Raw genomic sequence first — 15726 nt, 5'->3', positions numbered from 1 at the left:
CGTCGAGTCGCGTTTACGACTCCGTAGCCGGTGCCGAGGTGACACTCTTTCGGCAGCGCGAGGGAAGGCGCGCGGAAGGGCGTCGCCCTATTGTCATGTCGTCCCGGTCGGTCCGCCCCGAATGCCCCGTTCCATCAGCGCCATGCACCAGGTGACTCGTGGCGCGCGACGTGCCATCGCGGACGACCTCCCAGCGGCCTTCGGGAACCCGGGAATCTCGATGACCCACCTCGCGGAAAAGAAGAATACGAATGTCAAGAAATCGACACCGGTGCGCCGCGTCGGCTTCCGTGTTGCTGGTCGGGGCCACGCTTCTCCTCACCGGCTGCGGGTCAGCCGGAGATCCGGGGCCGACTACCGGACCGGACGCGGGGACGACGGTCTCGTCGTCTCCCGCCACCGCGGTCGACGGCGGCCGGCCGCCGTCCACCGCCTCACCCGCCACCGGTGCCTCCCACGCCACGACAACGCCGCCCGTTTCCGGCACGTCGAACGACCCGGCGTCGGGCGGGAGCAGCCGGGCCAAGGACGACGTCGACGGGGACGGACGGCCGGACCAGCTGAGCCTGTCCGGCGGTGGRGTGCTGACCGCGCGCTATGCCGCCGGCGGCCGCGACCAGGTGTCGCTTGGCCAGGGGGTTCCGGGAGACCAGGAACTGCTGGGAACGGCCGATGCCAACGGTGACGGCCGCGCCGAGGTCTTCGTACGGGTCGTCATGGGGGCCAACGCTCAGATCGTCACCATGCTGCGGCAGGTGAACGGCCACCTGGTGCGGATGTCGCTGGACGAGCAGCCGTCATCGCTCAGCTCTGGCGGTGGCGGACGCAACCTGTTCAACTGGGCYTGCGAACCGGATCTCGGGAACCCCGGGGCCGGCCAGATCGTCACCTGGTTCGCCGGCTCAGAAGACGACGGCCAGACCCTCCAGGGCGAGGTGCGGCGCTATGACTTCGTCGGTGACGCGCTGGTCGTGACGTACCAGGAGCCGTTCTCGATCAGGGCCGACGACCCGATTCCAGGCATTCCGGTCCGGCCCGGTTGTGACTCGATCCCTCGATAGCCCGACGGCTGGCCGGAAGGGGCGTGTCGCCGGCGTGGAGCGGTCTGTCCGATAGGAGCGTGAACGTGTCCGACTGAACGTGGTTGTCGGGTCGGGACCGGCTGAAGATTGGCGCATCAAGCCCGAGGCGGTTACCGCCCGATTCAGGAGGTCTCTGGTGCTCATCGCCATCCTCRATTTCAGTACCGCTGCCGTTGATCGGCCGGCTGCCCTCGCCCAGCTCGACGGTGAGCGCGACGAGATCCGCGCCATGTCAGGCAACGTCGCCTTCCGGGTCTACGCCTCGCGCGAGGACGACACGCGGATCACTGTCGTGCACGAATGGGACGGTCCGGCGTCGTTCGGTGGCTACCTGGGTTCGGAGGCATTCGCCCGCTCTGGCGAGGTGCTTCGGCCGATGATGACCGGCGTTCCGATCAGCCGGAGGTTCCAGGCCGAGTTGTTGGAGACGGTCGCCTGACCGGCGTCGCGGCGGGTTCCTACGATCGGTCCGTGCGAGGCCGTCGATGACTCGGAAGGCGTACAGCTTTGTCCGGACGTTCGCGCCGGAGCCCGATCGCGACCTCCGCGTCGACCGCCATTACCTGCTCTGTGCCTCCGCTGGCGTCCTGCGGCTGGAGGCGCAGGGGCAGGCGTGGTTGCTGCCGCCGGCCAGGGCCGCGCTGATCGAGGCGGGACGGCCGGTCCGCGTGAGCATCCCGCGGCAGGTGACGACGGCGTCGGTGCTGTTCGACCCCGACTTCGCCCCGGTTCCGCCAGCGCCGTTGACGGTGTTCGACCTCAGCCCGCTGGCACGGGCGCTGGTCAGCGAGTGCGGTGCCTGGGGCGAGAGCGACGAGCCCCTGACGGCGTACGGCGAGACGCTGTTCGCCGCGCTCGCCGCGGTGACCTGGCGGCTCGCTGATCAGCCGAGTCCGGTGGTCGTGCCGGCGGGGCGATCACCGGAGCTGCGCCGAGCTCTGCGGCTCACCCAGGAGCGGCTCGGAGAGGAGGTCCGCTTCGAGGACTTGGCGGCCGAGGTGGGCGTCGTGCCGCGGACGTTGGCCCGGCGGTTCGAGGCGGAGACCGGTATGACCTGGCGGGCGGTGCTGCGTCGCATGCGGGTTTTGCGCGCGATCGAGGAACTCGCCGCCGGGGACACCGCGGTAACCACGATAGCGTTCACGATCGGCTACACATCGCTGTCGGCATTCAACGCCGCGTTCCGGGAACTGACTGGCCGAACRCCCACGGAATACCGGGCCAGCTTCCGGCCCTGAAGCGGCGAGGCAGGTGAGGTGAGGTGCGGACCGCCCAATCACGGCCACCGGAGGGCCAGATCGGCGATCAGGGTAATGCTGGAACGGGGCGAACCCTGGAAGGGGGCGGCGCTGGGTGGGCCACCTCCGTCGGTACAAGGAAAGACAGCCAATACACCGCGGGCTGGTCCGCGGGAACGCGGACCAGCCCGCGGCTTTCTGGGCGGGCCGGGAGCCCGGGCGCGACCGGGCCCCGGGTTCAGCAGAGGGGGACCTTCGTGTCGACGAAGACGTTGTTGTGCCCGCCGGACGTCGAACCGTCGTTGTAGAAGTTGTCGGCCGGCGCGTACCGGCCGGCCGCCACCCCGGTCGTGACCAGGTAGAACCAGGTGTTCCCGTCCTCCACCGCGTCGCCGGTCGTCCGGCAGCGGACCTGCACGGCCACGTTCACCCCGATCCTCGGCGTGTTCGGGCCGACGAAATGCACGGTGGCGAAGGTGGGCGAGCCGGTGTTGCCGGTGACCTCGGTGAAGGTCGACGGCGGCTTGGCCGTCGTCGGAGGTGGTGGCGCCGGGGTCGTCGTCCGGGGCGGCGGCGGTGAGGTCGTCGTCGGGGGTGGCGGGCTCGTCGTCCGGGGCGGCGCCGGCGGGGATGTCGTCGTGGGTGGTGGCGGAGGCGGAGGAGAGGTTGTCGTCGGAGGCGGTGGCGGCGGCGTGGTCGAGGGGACCGGAGGTGGCTGCGTCGTCTGGGGCGCTCGCACGGTCACCTGGATCGGGGTGCTCTGGGCTGAGTTGCCGGCCGCGTCGGTGACGCGGACCGTGACGAGCCAGGTGCCCGGCGTGTCGAACGTCAGGTCCACCACCGCGGAGGCCTGGTTGCCGGTCGTCTGGGTGACCGAGCCGCCTGGGCCCGCCATGAAGTTGTAGCTGACGATCGGCACCGCCGGACCGGCCGCGGACGAGCCGCTGGCGTCGAGGCGCACGGGAAGCGGCGCGATCCCGCTGGCCTGTGACACGTTCAGCCGGGCCGTTGGCCCGTTCGCCGGCGGCGGGACTGTCGCCGCCGGCGACGGCACGGCGACCGGCGGCGCGCTGGTCGGGGGCGCGCCGGTCGGCGTCGGGATGGGTGGCGGCGCGACGACCGGCGCGCTGGGCGACGGCGTCGCGGTGGGCGCGGCGGAGGTCGTCCGCGGCGGACGCGGCGCCTCGGGCGAGGTCTGCCGCGGGGCCGGCGCGGCCGGCGGGGGCACCGGGGGGACGACCGGCGGCGGGCTCGGCGTGGCCGCGGGCGGCGAGGCCGGGGGAACCTTCGGGGGCGTGGGCCGGGCCGTGGCGGGCGGGGTCGTCGCCGGCTCGGTCGGGGACGGCGGCGGTGTCGACGACGTGGGTGTGGGCGGTGGCGGTGGGGCGTCGGCGGGCTCGTCGTCGGCGCCGGTCGACTCCGGGCCGTACTTCTCGACGGTCGTGACCGTGCCGCTGGGCTGGATGACCCCGGCGGTGCTGCCCGCGGGGTCGTTGAAGAACACCACCGATCCGGCGCGTTGCAGCTCGAACGGCTTGTCGGGCGCGACCGGCACGTTGGCGGTGGCCTTCACCTTCCGTCCGGCCAGGTCGACGACGATCACCCGGCTGGTCGTGAGGTCCGGGACGAACACCAGGCCCGCGGCCTCCACGGGCTGTCCCAGCCGGTGCCCGGCGACGTCGAGGTCGATCACGTCGTCGCAGGTCCCGGTCGCGAGATCGCTGAGGAACAGCAGTCCGCTGCGCTGGCTGGCGACGAAGATCCAGCGGGCCGCCTCCGCGCGCAGCTGCCCGGGCGGCGGGGCCGGGCCCGCGCCGGCCACCACGACCGAGCCGTCCTTGGCGGCGTCGACGCACACCCCTGGCCCGGTGACGCCGTCCGCCTCGATCGGGCGGGCCTGCCCGGCCGCCAGGTCCACGGCCACCGGCCGCCCGGACACGGAGATCAGCCTGGTCCACGCCGGGTCGACGGTACCGGCCCGGCTCTGCCGCCCGTCGCCGTCCACCCGCAGGAGGTCGCCCGTCGCCGCGTCGACGATCCACAGCCGGTTGGAACCGTCGGCGAGAACCGCGCCGTCGCGGATCGTGGCATGGACGGCGACGGTCGCGCGGACCCGCAACGTCCGCGGGTCGACGACGAAGACGACCCCCCGCGCCTGGCTGACGGCGAACAGCGCGGCCGGCGCGGGAAACAGCGTCAACGGCTCACCGCGGCCCGAGAACGGGCTCGTCGGCAGGTTCACCCGGTAGGTCGTGCCGTCGATCCGCAGCACCGTCCCGTCCGTTGACGAGACGAACGCGTCCGTGCCCTCCTGGGTGCCCACCGACCCGTGCCCGCCGATGTCGACCCGGGTGACGATCTGCCCGGACGTCCCGTCGACCARCACCGCCTGCCCGACGGTCGACGACACGAGCCACGCCGACGCGTCGTCGAGGTCGACCGCCCGCCGTGGGACCTCCTCCGGCCGCGCGAGGGCGACCGCGAGCCCGGCGACCGCACCGACTAGCACCAGTGCCAGGAGGAGCCGTGGCAGCCAGACAAGCCACGGCGAGGGAATCGCCCGCCGGCGTGCGAGGACGTGATCGTTCACAGTGCACCACCGTCGTCGTATCGGCGTGTGTCGTCGTCGTCATGCCGGCCCGCGTGGACCATCGCGCGCCGCTGCTGGCCTTGTACCTGAACCCAGTGCTGAAGGAAGTCCGACGGGCTCGCGGGGACCGGCGGGACGGCCGCGGGCGTCACCGCCGGCCCGGTCGGCGGCGCCGGGGCCGCCCGCGCGCCGGCGCCCGTCGCCGGGGCGGCGAACAGCGGACGCGCGTCGAGGAGCGCCCGCAGCCGGCCGGCGCGGCCGGCGGCGTGCCCCAGCTCCCGGCGAACGTCCCCGACCAGCGCCCAGGCCCGGTCCGGATCGTCGGACCCGGTGCCGCCGAAGGCGAACGTCGCCTCGTCGACCAGCGCCGCGAGGAGCCGCAACGGCGCGACCGCCGGTGCCGTCGCCGGGTTCCTGGCGACGGCGGCCACCAGTTCGCGCCTGGTCAGCGAGGGCGACCGGGAGGCGCCGAACTCGCCGAGCCGGTCCCTCGCCTCCCACCAGGCACCGCGCACCTGGTCGGCAGGGCCGCCGCGGCGCCGCCGCGCCAGCCGGCGCCGGGCCTTCTCGCCGATCACCAGCAGGGGCAGGGCCAGGGCGAGAGCGCCCAGCACGATGAGCAGGACGAACGGCCAGGCGAGACCCCCACCATGCCCGCCGCCCCCGTCGACGATGAGGTCGCGTTGCGCCGGCGTGATGACCGCCGGGTTCTCCTCGTCCTGGCTCGGCGGTGGGGAGGTTCCCGACAGCGGCGCGGTCTGGGAGCCCGCCCTCGACAGGTCGCTCGTGTCGGTCGGCTCGAACGCGACCCAGCCGATCCCGGCGAACAGCACCTCCGGCCAGGCGTGTGCCTGGTGGTCGGTGACCGTGAACGCGCCGTCGTCGGCCGCGCTGTCCGCGTTGTTCGGGCCGTCCTTGTCGAGCAGGTAGCCGACGCTGATCCGGGTCGGGAACCCGAGCGAGCGGGCCAGCACGGCGAACGCGGCGGCGCGCTGCTCCGCGTAGCCGCGGTGCTCCGCCGGCTCGGCGGAGTCCAGCAGCCCGGTGAGCCGGCCGTAGGAGTGGCCGGGCGTCGCGTGCAGGTCGTAGGGGAAGGCGGTGTCGTCGCGCAGGAAGTCGGCGAGCGCGACCAGCTTGCCGTATGTCGTCGCGGCCCCTGCCGTCGTCTGCCTGGCGTTGGCCAGCAGCTCGGCCCGCAGGTCGTCCGGCAGGTTCGGCAGCACCCGGTAGCGGTCCGCGCCCGGCCCGGTCGCGACGACGGCCGTGGCCAGCTGCGCGTCCGTCGGCCGCGCCACCTGGGCCGTCAGGTCGAAGCGGTCGCCGGCCCGCGGTGGTGACAGCAGGGCGAGCGTTCCCGACGCCGGTTCGAAGGCCGGTCCTCTTCCCGCGCGCGGGTCGGAACCGCTGGCGGTGGCGTAGTCGATGGCGGTCGGCTGGCCGAGGGCGGGCAGCAGCGCGTCATCGAACTCGTCGAACGTCACGTCGGCGCGCACCTTCGCGCGCGCGACCGTCGTCGAGACCGGCTCGTCCGGGCCCGGCAGCACCTTGTCGACCGCGATGAAGTTCCCGTCGACGCTCCAGGTGGCGCCGTCGAACGTGCCGAGGGCGGCCGTCCGCACCCGGGGCGACGTGGCCGGCACGCCGGGCGGCCAGGCGGCGGCCGGGGGCGTCAGCCTGATGGTGAACAGCGTCGTCGGCCTGGGGGTGTCCAGCTGCGCGCGCACCTGCACGAGTGGGTTGAGCAGGGCGATGTCGTCGACGGGCGGACTGCTGTGTGCCCTGAGGTCGTACCGGTCGGCCGAGTCGATCGGCACGACGACGCCGACCACGGTCGCCAGCACCGCGACCGTCGCGACCACCGGCAGCCCGACGGCCAGCGGCCCGGCCAGCCGGGACCGGTGCCCGGGACCGGACCGGTCGTCGACGCCGGGTCCGTCGGCGCCAGATCCGCCGGCACCGGGCCCGCCCCCGGTCGGCTCGGACTGGCCGGGGAGCAGCCCCCCGCGCGCGGAGCGCACCGCGGCGAGCGCGAGCACGAGCACGACGAAACACCCGGTGAGCACCAGCTGCGCGACCCGGCGGCGCTGCCCGGCCTCGGCGACCAGCAGCAGGAACCCGATCGTCACGAGCAGCGGCGGCAGCGCCGGCAGCAGCGCGCCGCGCCAGCGCACCGCCAGTACGACGGCGGCGAACGTGGCGACCCAGAGCACCGCGCCCAGCGGCGCCAGCAGCAGCGTGTTCGGCTCGGCGGGCACGGCCGTGGTCAGCAGCGGCCGCCAGCCGTCGCGCAGCGCCCGCAGCAGCAGGTCGACGCGGCCCGCGGCCACCGCGGTGCCGTAGAGCAGGCCGGCCAGCGCGCCGACGAGACAGACCAGCTCGACCGTGGCCAGCCGCCGGGCCGCGACCGCCGCGACGACCGCCGCGACGACGACGGCGCCAGCCAGCGGCACCAGGTACCGATAGCCGTCGAACAGCACACCGAGGGCGACCGCGGCGGGCAGCATCGACGCCCCGGCCAGGAGCACGTCACCCAGCCGGAGGCGGCGGCTGCCGGCCGTCGGAGACGGGGGCGACAGGGCCGGCCGTGGCGACCTGACCGGCGGGACGGGCGGGACCGCCGGGGTCGGCGGCGGCGACGTGACCGGCGGGGTCGGCGGGGACGACAGGAGCGGCGTGGTCATCGGCGCGCCCGGGAGCCCCAGACGGCCGCGAACTCGTCGCTGGTCCGCACGTTGACCGCGAGCGCCCCGGAGACCGTCGGCGCCGGCCGGCCGTGCAGCTCGCCGACCTGGACGAGGCTGACCATGGCGTACCGGGGCCGCACCGTCGACACGGCGCCCAGCGCCGCCGGCGCCGGCTGACCCGTCACGACCCCGAGCGCGACGCCGGGAGTGCCCGGCATCATGGCCGCCAGGGCGGCCAGGCCCGGGTCGTCGGGGCGCGTCGTCACCTCGGCGAGCAGGTCCAGCATCGCCTCCCCGGCCGCGATGTCCCGGCCGGACGCGAGGCGCCCTCGGCCGGTGGTCCACAGCTCGACCGGGAAGCCACGGGTGAGCCCGGCGGCGATCAGCGACGAGGCGACCCGCACCGCGTCCTCGAAGAAGTCGTCGGCGTAGGGGGCGGCGCTGGTGTCCAGCACGACCATCATGGTCATCTCGTTGGGCACGACGTTCTGCCGGACCATGAGCTTGGCGGCCCTGGCGGAGGACCTCCAGTGGATGAGCCGCCGGTCGTCGCCGCGTACGTACTCCCGCATCGAGTGGAACGCGACACCGCCCAGCGGGGCCTCGCGCGACGTCGGCCCGTCGAGCTCGAACGAGCCGCCGGTCGGCAGCGGCGCGACGGCGAGCACCCGCGGCCGCACCCGCAGGGTCGACCGCCCGGGCAGCTCCCGGCTCAGCTGGATGAGCCRCAGCGGATCGCTGTGGCCGACGACCAGCGGCCCGACCTCGAACACCCCGCGCCGCCCGGTCGGGATCGCGTAGCCGCGCTGGGTCCCGGCCCCGGCCGCGAGGCTGGGAAGCGCGATGCCGATCGATGTGCCCGCGACCCGTTCGGCGGCTCGCAGCGGCGGGCAGCGCCGCCCGGAGACGTTGGTGACCGTGAGGACGCCGGACGCCGGCTCGCCTTCCACCACCCCGGCCGGGCGGATCTCACGACTGATCACGACGTCCGGGGCCACGAACAACCATGCGCAGGCGACGACCAGCGCCAGCGTGGCCGCGGCCGACATCACGACGAACTCCGGGTAGCGCAGGACGAAGCCGGCGACGCCCAGCACCACCGCGAGCGCGGCCACGAGGAGCCCGGAGCGGGTGATCATCGGAAGGCCGGCCGTTCGCCGGGTACCGGGATCCCGACGAGGATCGAGCCGAGCAGCTTCTCGGCGGTCACGCCGTTCAGCTCGGCCTCCGGGCGCAGGAGCAGCCGGTGCCCGAGGACATGCGGGGCGAGCGTCTTGACGTCGTCGGGAATCACGAACGCGCGCCCCTCGGCCGCCGCGTGTGCCTGCGCCGCGGCCACGAGCGCGAGACCACCGCGGGGGCTCGCGCCCAGCCGCAGCTCGCCGCGCCGGCGGGTGGCGTCCGCGATCGTCACGACGTAGCTGAGCAGCTCGCGGCTGATGTGGACGCGCCGCACCGTCGCGGTCATCCGCTGCACGTCGGCGGCGGACACGACCGGCGCCAGGTCCTCGACCGACTGGCCGGCCGACCGGCTGGCCAGCATGTCCACCTCGGCCTCGTGGTTCGGGTAGCCGACCGCGAGCCGCATCATGAACCGGTCGATCTGCGCCTCGGGCAGGTCGAAGGTGCCGCCGTGCTCGACCGGGTTCTGCGTGGCGATGACGAGGAAGGGCCGCTCCAGCGGATAGGCGGTCCCGTCGAGGGTCACCTGCCGTTCCTCCATCACCTCCAACAGCGCGGACTGCGTCTTCGGCGATGCCCGGTTCACCTCGTCGGCGAGCACGACGTTCGCGAACACCGGGCCGGGCTGGAACTCGAACTTCCTGGTGTCGGCATTCCAGATGTTGATGCCGGTGACATCGGTCGGCAGCAGGTCCGGCGTGCACTGGATCCGGCGCATCGAGCCGGCGATCGACTTCGCCAGCGCCTTCGCGAGCGACGTCTTGCCCACACCCGGCACGTCATCGATGAGCAGATGGCCCTCGGAGGCCAGGCAGAGCACAGCCAGCCGGACGACGTCCGTCTTGCCGCGGATGAGGCGTTCGACATTGCGGACGACCAGGTCGCACCGCTGCGCGAACCACGCCACCTCGGCAGGCGACACTGGCTGCTCGGACACATGCTCTCCCAGAGGGTTGTCTGCGGTTGGACGAAGGCCGTGCGCGCCGGCCCGGCCGGGCCCGCCGGGCGAGAGCTCCCGGCGCGCTCCTCGGGCTCCCCGGACCTCTCCGACCCGTCGGACTCGTGCGGCTCATCGGACGAGCACCGCCGCCGCCGCGACCGAACCGATGACGGCCAGGAGAAGCACGGTGGCCAGGACGGCTGCCCGACGGCCGAGGACGTGGAACTGGGCGTCCCGGCTGAGCCGGCCGACGAAGACCGTGGCACCGTCGGTCGCGGTGCCGGCGTTCGGCCGTCCGAGGCTGGCCAGGTCGTCGGGCCTAGGCGGGGCGGACGCCATCGGATGGGCCGCCGGGGTCAGCCCAGCCGGCCCGGTCGGCCCCCGCGGCACCTCGCGCGGTGCCAGCACCGGACTCGGCGGCGCGGCACCCGGCAGTGCGGCAATCGGCGGCATGGCACCCGGCGGCATGGCGCCGGACGAGGAACGTCGGTCGCCGCGGCGGTCGGGCGCCGGGTCGCGCAGCGCGATCTCGCCAGCCGTCGGCGACGGGCTGGCGCCCGGACCACCGTCCGCGCCGCCTGATAACGGCCTCGTCCGCCGGGCGGCCTCGCGGCGCGCGGGCGCCGGTCTCGCGGCCGGCCGCCGGGTGGCGAGCCGCCGAAACGCGGCCACCGGGGGCGAGGACGCGGCCGGAGAACTCCGCCACACGGTCAGGAAGGCGTCGGTCGACGACTCGCCGTCCGGGAGGGACGGGCCGCCGGCGCGGAAGGGGCGGTCGCCGCTGCTGGCACCGACTCCCCATGCGCGTTCGTCGTCGTCCACTGTCTCTCTGCCGTTCTCAGGTGGTGGCCCGTACATGTGACCGGCCGGCCCCCGAGCCGGTTCTGGAATCCGCCATCAGGACTGCGGTCCCCGAATGTCCCCAGACAGCCACATGCTAGCGGCTGCGGCTATTTCTACTGCTATATGTRCTGAAGTTGGGAAACTGTTAACTTTCCCGCGCAACCAACTTTCCCGCGCGACGTTCTCGACGCGTGTCGCGGCCCGGGACGTCGCGCAACGGCGGCGGTACCTGTTCCCGACGGGCCCGCGGTGGCCTCTTGGCGCGGGCCCCATGGAGGGCGGAGTGCGCCGTCGCGTCGCCAGGTCCAGACCGGCTGCCGGAAAACCACGTGGTGACTATCAACAGGCAACGAGGGGAGAAAGTGAGGGCCTGGGTGAGTCACAGCGGACCACGGATTGTCCTAAGCGATTCTCCTATGGATTAGTCCGGCGTAGGTAGTCCGATCGCGAGCCCGATGAGCTCCGCGGCCAGCGGAGTCGGCGCGTGGCCGGACCAGACCGCGTGCAGCGGCCGGACCAGCGTCAGGTCGGCCACCCGCAGCCGGACCAGCTCGCCGGTGGCCAGGTCGGCCGCCGCCGCCCGCGCGCTGACGACACCCACGCCGCCGCCCGCGCGGACCGTGGCCAGGATCGTCGCCGTCGAGCCCAGGCTGGTCGCGCGGTGGATCGGCGGGGTGCGACCGAGCGCGCCGGCGAGGGCGCGCAGGAACGTCTCGCGCGTGCCGGAGCCGGGTTCGCGCAGCAGAAGCGGCACCTCGATGAGATCGCTGGCGCGCAGACCCCGCTCGGCCCGCGCCGCCAGGGGGTAGCGGGCGGCCACGACGAGCGCGAGGCCGTCCGTGCCGACCACTCGACGGCCGAGGTCGGCCGGGACGTCGGGCGACTCGACGAACCCGAGATCGGCCCGGCCGGAGCGGATCGCCGCGCAGACATCCTCGCTGTTGGCGACGCTGGCCGAGATCTCAAGATCGGCGTGGCCGCGCCGCAGGACCATCAGCCATCGGGGCAGCAGGTACTCGGCCACGGTCAGGCTGGCCGTGATGCGCAGGCGGGCCCGCTGGTYGGCCCGCAGCGCGAGCACGCCGTCGGCCAGCGTCTGGGCCGCGTCGACGACCGGGTGGATCCAGGCGACGACGGCCTCGCCGGTCGGGGTCAGAGTGCTTCCACGCCGGGTCCGGACCAGGAGCGGCACGCCGAGCCGCCGTTCCAGCCGGGCCAGCCGCTCGCTCGCGCTCGGCTGGCTGATGCCGTGTGCCTGGGCGGCGCGGCCGACGCTGCCGGTCTCGGCGACGGAAAGCAGCAGGTCGAGCGTCGCCAGATCGGTGGCCCAGCTCGGGAGGGGCATCGCCGGACAGCGTGTCACACCGCCCCGGCGACGGCCAGGCTGGTCAGGCTCACCGTCGCCCACAGGAGCAGGCCGAGCAGGAGCGGCCGGTACCCGGTGCGGCGCAGCGCCGCGACGTCCGTGGCGAGGCCGATCGCGGCGAGGGCGACGGCGATGAGGATCATCGCGCCGAGGCGCAGGGGCTCGTGGCTGGCGCCGGGGAGAAGCCCGGCCGAGTTGGCGGCCGCCACCACAACGAACGCGATGAGGAACCCCGGGACCAGGCGGACGGCGCGGCGCGCCGCGGCCAGTTGGCGCCGCGCCGCGGCCAGCCGGCGCCGCGCCTGGTGGTCCGGCTGACGGCGCGGCTTGGCGTGCGGGTCGGACGAGGCCTCGCGGTCGCGGACGAGCGCGCCGAGCGCCAGCACGATCGGAATGATCATGAGTGTGCGGACGAGCTTGACCACGACGGCCTGCTGGACGGCGGCCGGGTCGTACGCGCTGGCCGCGGCCACGACCGAGGACATGTCGTTGACGGCGGTGCCGGCGAACAGGCCGAACGCTTCCGGGCTCAGGCCGAGTGCGTGCCCGAGCGGCGGGAAGACCAGCGCCGCGGCCACGTTGAACACGAAGATCGTCGAGACGGCGTAGGCGACGTCGGCGTTCCTGGCCCTGATCGCCGGGCTGGTGGCGGCGATCGCCGACGCGCCGCAGATCGCCGTCCCGACGCCGATGAGGACGCGCAGGTCATGTCCCACCCTGAGACATCGGCCGAGCAGCGCCGCGCCGGCCAGGCAGGCGGCGAGGGTGGCCAGCATGACCGGCAGCGAGGCCAGCCCGACGTCGGCCACCTCGCCCAGGGACAGCTGGGCACCCAGCGCCGCGACGGAGACCCGCGACAGGCGGACCCGCGCGACGTCGAGACCAGGCTGAAGGGCGCCTCCCCATCTCCGGGCGAGCGGACTGAGCAGGGCGCCCCCGACAACCGCCACGACCGGCGCGCCGATCACCGGGCAGGCCATGCCGACGGCGGTCGCGGCCAGGCCGATCGCGCCAGCGAACGCCAGCCCACCAGACATGCCGGACGCGGCGCGCGCGGCGGACACGGTCCGCACGGCAGGCACGGCGCGCATGGCAGACGCGCCGGAGACGGTGGACACGGGTGGCACGAGCCGCGTGGGCCGGGCGAGCTGGCGTTCCCGGGCGGGGGCGGTGGTCATGACTCCCAGCCTCAAACGGCCGCGGACTCCTGGGTAGCGACCGACTGCCAGGGATGGTCATAGCAAAGCCCTATGACCGGGACGGGCTCGCCGCCGACGCGTCACTCGGTCATCCCTGTTCAGCTGGGCCGGCCGCTGCGCCCGGCGCACGCGACGGAGCCACCGTCTCCGAACGGTGCATGTCCGACGACGCCGACAAGACCGATGCGGGTGTTGTCGTTGTCGCCCTGGGTAGATGAACCCCAAATTCCAAGAAGGTCATCGAAAGTGGGGTCAAACGATGCCGACCCTCGGTGCCCCCGACGAACAGGGAACGAAAGGGTACCTGGGCGGTCGGTACCGGCTGGGCAGAGTGATCGGTGAGGGTGGCAGCGGCACCGTCCACGAAGGCGAGGACGTGCTGCTGCGCCGCCCCGTCGCGATCAAGGAGATTCGGCTGCCGCCCATGGGGTCGGCGGCCGAACGMGACCTGGCCGACCAGCGGGTGATGCGCGAGGCCCGCGCGGCTGCTCGACTGCGTCATCCAACGCTCGTGACCGTCTACGACGTGCTCAAGGCGGACGGGCGTTCGTGGATCGTCATGGAGTACGTCGACGGGGTCTCCCTGTCCGAGCTCATCGAAAACACCGGACGGCTGGCGCCCGAGCGGGTCGCCCGTATCGGCATCAGCCTGGCCTACGCGCTCGAGGTTGCTCACCGTGGCGGTGTCGTCCACCGCGACGTCAAGCCGGGCAACGTCATGGTCACCGCGAACGGAGAGTCACGCCTGACCGACTTCGGCATCGCGGTCAGTCATGGCGACACGACCCTGACGGGCGCGGGGACGCTGATCGGTTCGCCGGCCTACATCGCCCCCGAACGTGTCCGGGGCGCGCGGGCCGTGTACGCCAGCGACGTGTGGGGGCTCGGAGCGACCCTCTTCACAGCCGTCGAAGGCGAGCCCCCGTTCGAGGGCAAGGTGCCCCTGGCGATGCTGGCCGCCGTCGTGGAGAACCGCAGACGACCATTCGTCCACGCGGGCTGCCTCCGCGGCGTCATCGATCACATGCTTGACGTCGACCCTGACAGGCGGCCGTCGCTCACCCAGATCCGTGGTCATCTTCGCGAGGTCCTCGACGACATCTCGCCTACCGCGCGCGGGCGGCGCAGACACCTGGGGAGGTCCGGGCTCGCTCGACGCCCCTCCCGCCCCCGCGAGGCCGACCGTGCCAACCGGGCCGATCAGGCCGACTCGTGGTTGGAGATCCTCGCTGACAGCCACCGGCCGGCGCGGGCGGATGACGCCGGACCCGGCATGGCGGCCGGCGGTCCCGCGGATCAGGAGACGAGAGCCGACGGCGGCGACGCGGCCGACGCGGCTGGCGCGGCCGAACCGCGAGCCGCCGAGGTCGATACTCCGGACGCCGAGGGCAAGGCCGCACCTACCGACGTCGTCGCACCCACCGACATCGAGCCCACCGACATCGAGCCCACCGACATCGAGCCCACCGACATCGAGCCCACCGACATCGAGCCCACAGATGTCGAGCCCACCGACGTCGTCGCACCGACGGTCGTGGCACCCACCGACGTCGTCGCACCCACCGCCGCCGCATCCACCGACGTCGCCGCACCGACCGACCACGCCGCGTCCGCCGGGGTCACCGAACATGATGAGGGCACGGCACCCGACGACGGCGCCCTCAATGACAACGCCGAACGCGCCGAGAACGCCGCACCAGACGAGAACGCCGCACCCGAGGCCGCCGCACCAGGCGATGCCGCCGCACCGGGCGCCGGCGCCGAACCGGCGCCCCCCGCCGCCCGTCGACGCGGCTCGCGCCGGAGGGTGTCGCTGATCGTGGCGGCGGCGCTCGCGTCGCTCCTGGCGGTGGGGACCACTCTGGGCCTGACGATGGCCGGCGGCGGCAGCGCCGAGCCCGCCGCGGTCCCGCCGCCGCAAAGATCGTCGTCTGTCTCGCCGGGACCGGTCACCTCGCCGACGTCGACGACGACACCGTCGAGCGCGGCGACAACGGGCCCGTCGCGTCCGCCTTCGAGCGCCGGCGGCCCGCCAGCCTCAGGCGACACGCGGACGGACGCCCCGCCGGCGCAGGACTACGACACCAGCCTGGGCTCGCTCATTCCGACCAGTACCACCCCGGCGCAGCCACCGGAGGGCTACACCACGCGCTCCGGCCAATCCGGCTGGTCGGTCGCGGTGCCGAGCGACTGGTCGACCTCTCCGCGCGGCGCCGACCGAACCGTCTTCGCTCCCGCGAGCGGTTATCCGGAACTGCTGGTCGAAACCCAGGCCGTGGCCGGATCGTCCGCCATCGGTGCCTGGCAGTCGCTGGAAGGAAGCATTCGGGCGAATTCCCCGGACTACCGGCGCCTGTCCATCCGCCCGGCCGACGGGCAGGACGGCGTGACCGCCGCCATCTGGGAGTTCACCTTCACCTCGGGCGGGCGCGTCATCCACGTCCTCGACCTCGGCGTCGTCCGCAATGGTCACGGATACGCGCTGCGCTGGCGGATGCCCCAGGACGAGTGGGACGACCAGCAGGCCCTGATGTCGCGGATCTTCGCCACCTTCCGCCCCGGGCCGTGAACGGGCCGCCTACACGATGACGCTCGCCGGTTC

The 15726-nt window shown here is 73.8% G+C and carries 11 protein-coding genes; 4 read left to right on the top strand and 7 right to left on the bottom strand.

Annotated elements, in window-relative coordinates; translation table 11 throughout:
* The first annotated feature begins 251 nt into the window (after positions 1–251).
* From BL253_RS18640 to BL253_RS18630, 3 genes are all read left to right on the top strand, one after another.
* The gene (locus BL253_RS18640) at positions 252–1061 is read left to right on the top strand and encodes an FG-GAP repeat domain-containing protein (protein ID WP_131831522.1); all 810 of its coding nucleotides are present in this window, start codon (positions 252–254) and stop codon (positions 1059–1061) included.
* A 157-nt stretch (positions 1062–1218) separates the two neighbouring features.
* The gene (locus tag BL253_RS18635) at positions 1219–1521 is read left to right on the top strand and encodes a putative quinol monooxygenase (protein WP_076818396.1); all 303 of its coding nucleotides are present in this window, start codon (positions 1219–1221) and stop codon (positions 1519–1521) included.
* Between the two features lie 46 nt (positions 1522–1567).
* Positions 1568–2320, top strand: coding sequence for an AraC family transcriptional regulator (locus BL253_RS18630; protein ID WP_076818395.1), 753 nt, complete (start codon positions 1568–1570; stop codon positions 2318–2320).
* Between the two features lie 238 nt (positions 2321–2558).
* Here the strand turns inward: BL253_RS18630 and BL253_RS42335 are convergent, their stop codons facing one another.
* The 7 genes from BL253_RS42335 to BL253_RS18595 form a co-directional block, all read right to left on the bottom strand.
* Positions 2559–4910, bottom strand: coding sequence for a PKD domain-containing protein (locus BL253_RS42335; protein WP_076818394.1), 2352 nt, complete (start codon positions 4908–4910; stop codon positions 2559–2561).
* Positions 4907–7591, bottom strand: coding sequence for a transglutaminase-like domain-containing protein (locus tag BL253_RS18620; RefSeq protein ID WP_076818393.1), 2685 nt, complete (start codon positions 7589–7591; stop codon positions 4907–4909). The genes BL253_RS42335 and BL253_RS18620 overlap by 4 nt, the downstream gene beginning before the upstream one ends.
* The gene (locus BL253_RS18615; RefSeq protein WP_076818392.1) at positions 7588–8733 is read right to left on the bottom strand and encodes a DUF58 domain-containing protein; all 1146 of its coding nucleotides are present in this window, start codon (positions 8731–8733) and stop codon (positions 7588–7590) included. Before BL253_RS18615 ends, BL253_RS18620 begins: the two co-directional genes overlap by 4 nt.
* Positions 8730–9713: an AAA family ATPase gene (locus BL253_RS18610; protein ID WP_076818391.1), complete on the bottom strand. Its 984-nt coding sequence runs from the start codon at positions 9711–9713 to the stop codon at positions 8730–8732. Before BL253_RS18610 ends, BL253_RS18615 begins: the two co-directional genes overlap by 4 nt.
* 132 nt (positions 9714–9845) lie before the next feature.
* Positions 9846–10538, bottom strand: coding sequence for a hypothetical protein (locus BL253_RS18605; RefSeq protein ID WP_076818390.1), 693 nt, complete (start codon positions 10536–10538; stop codon positions 9846–9848).
* 442 nt (positions 10539–10980) lie between these two features.
* A complete protein-coding gene (locus BL253_RS18600) occupies positions 10981–11904 on the bottom strand; it encodes a LysR family transcriptional regulator (RefSeq protein ID WP_076818389.1) in 924 nt (307 codons plus the stop codon).
* Positions 11905–11918: 14 nt separating this feature from the next.
* On the bottom strand, positions 11919–13103 hold the full coding sequence (locus BL253_RS18595) for a YeiH family protein (protein WP_076818388.1): 1185 nt from the start codon (positions 13101–13103) through the stop codon (positions 11919–11921).
* Positions 13104–13383: 280 nt separating this feature from the next.
* On the opposite strand from BL253_RS18595, the gene BL253_RS18590 reads away from it, so the two are divergent.
* Positions 13384–15693 carry a serine/threonine-protein kinase gene (locus BL253_RS18590; RefSeq protein WP_076818387.1) on the top strand — a complete coding sequence of 770 codons (2310 nt, stop codon included), beginning with the start codon at positions 13384–13386 and terminating at the stop codon, positions 15691–15693.
* Positions 15694–15726 lie beyond the last annotated feature (33 nt).

It is taken from the genome of Pseudofrankia asymbiotica (assembly GCF_001983105.1).
GTDB lineage: Bacteria > Actinomycetota > Actinomycetes > Frankiales > Frankiaceae > Pseudofrankia > Pseudofrankia asymbiotica.
This window is presented reverse-complemented; position numbering and strand designations above follow the sequence as displayed.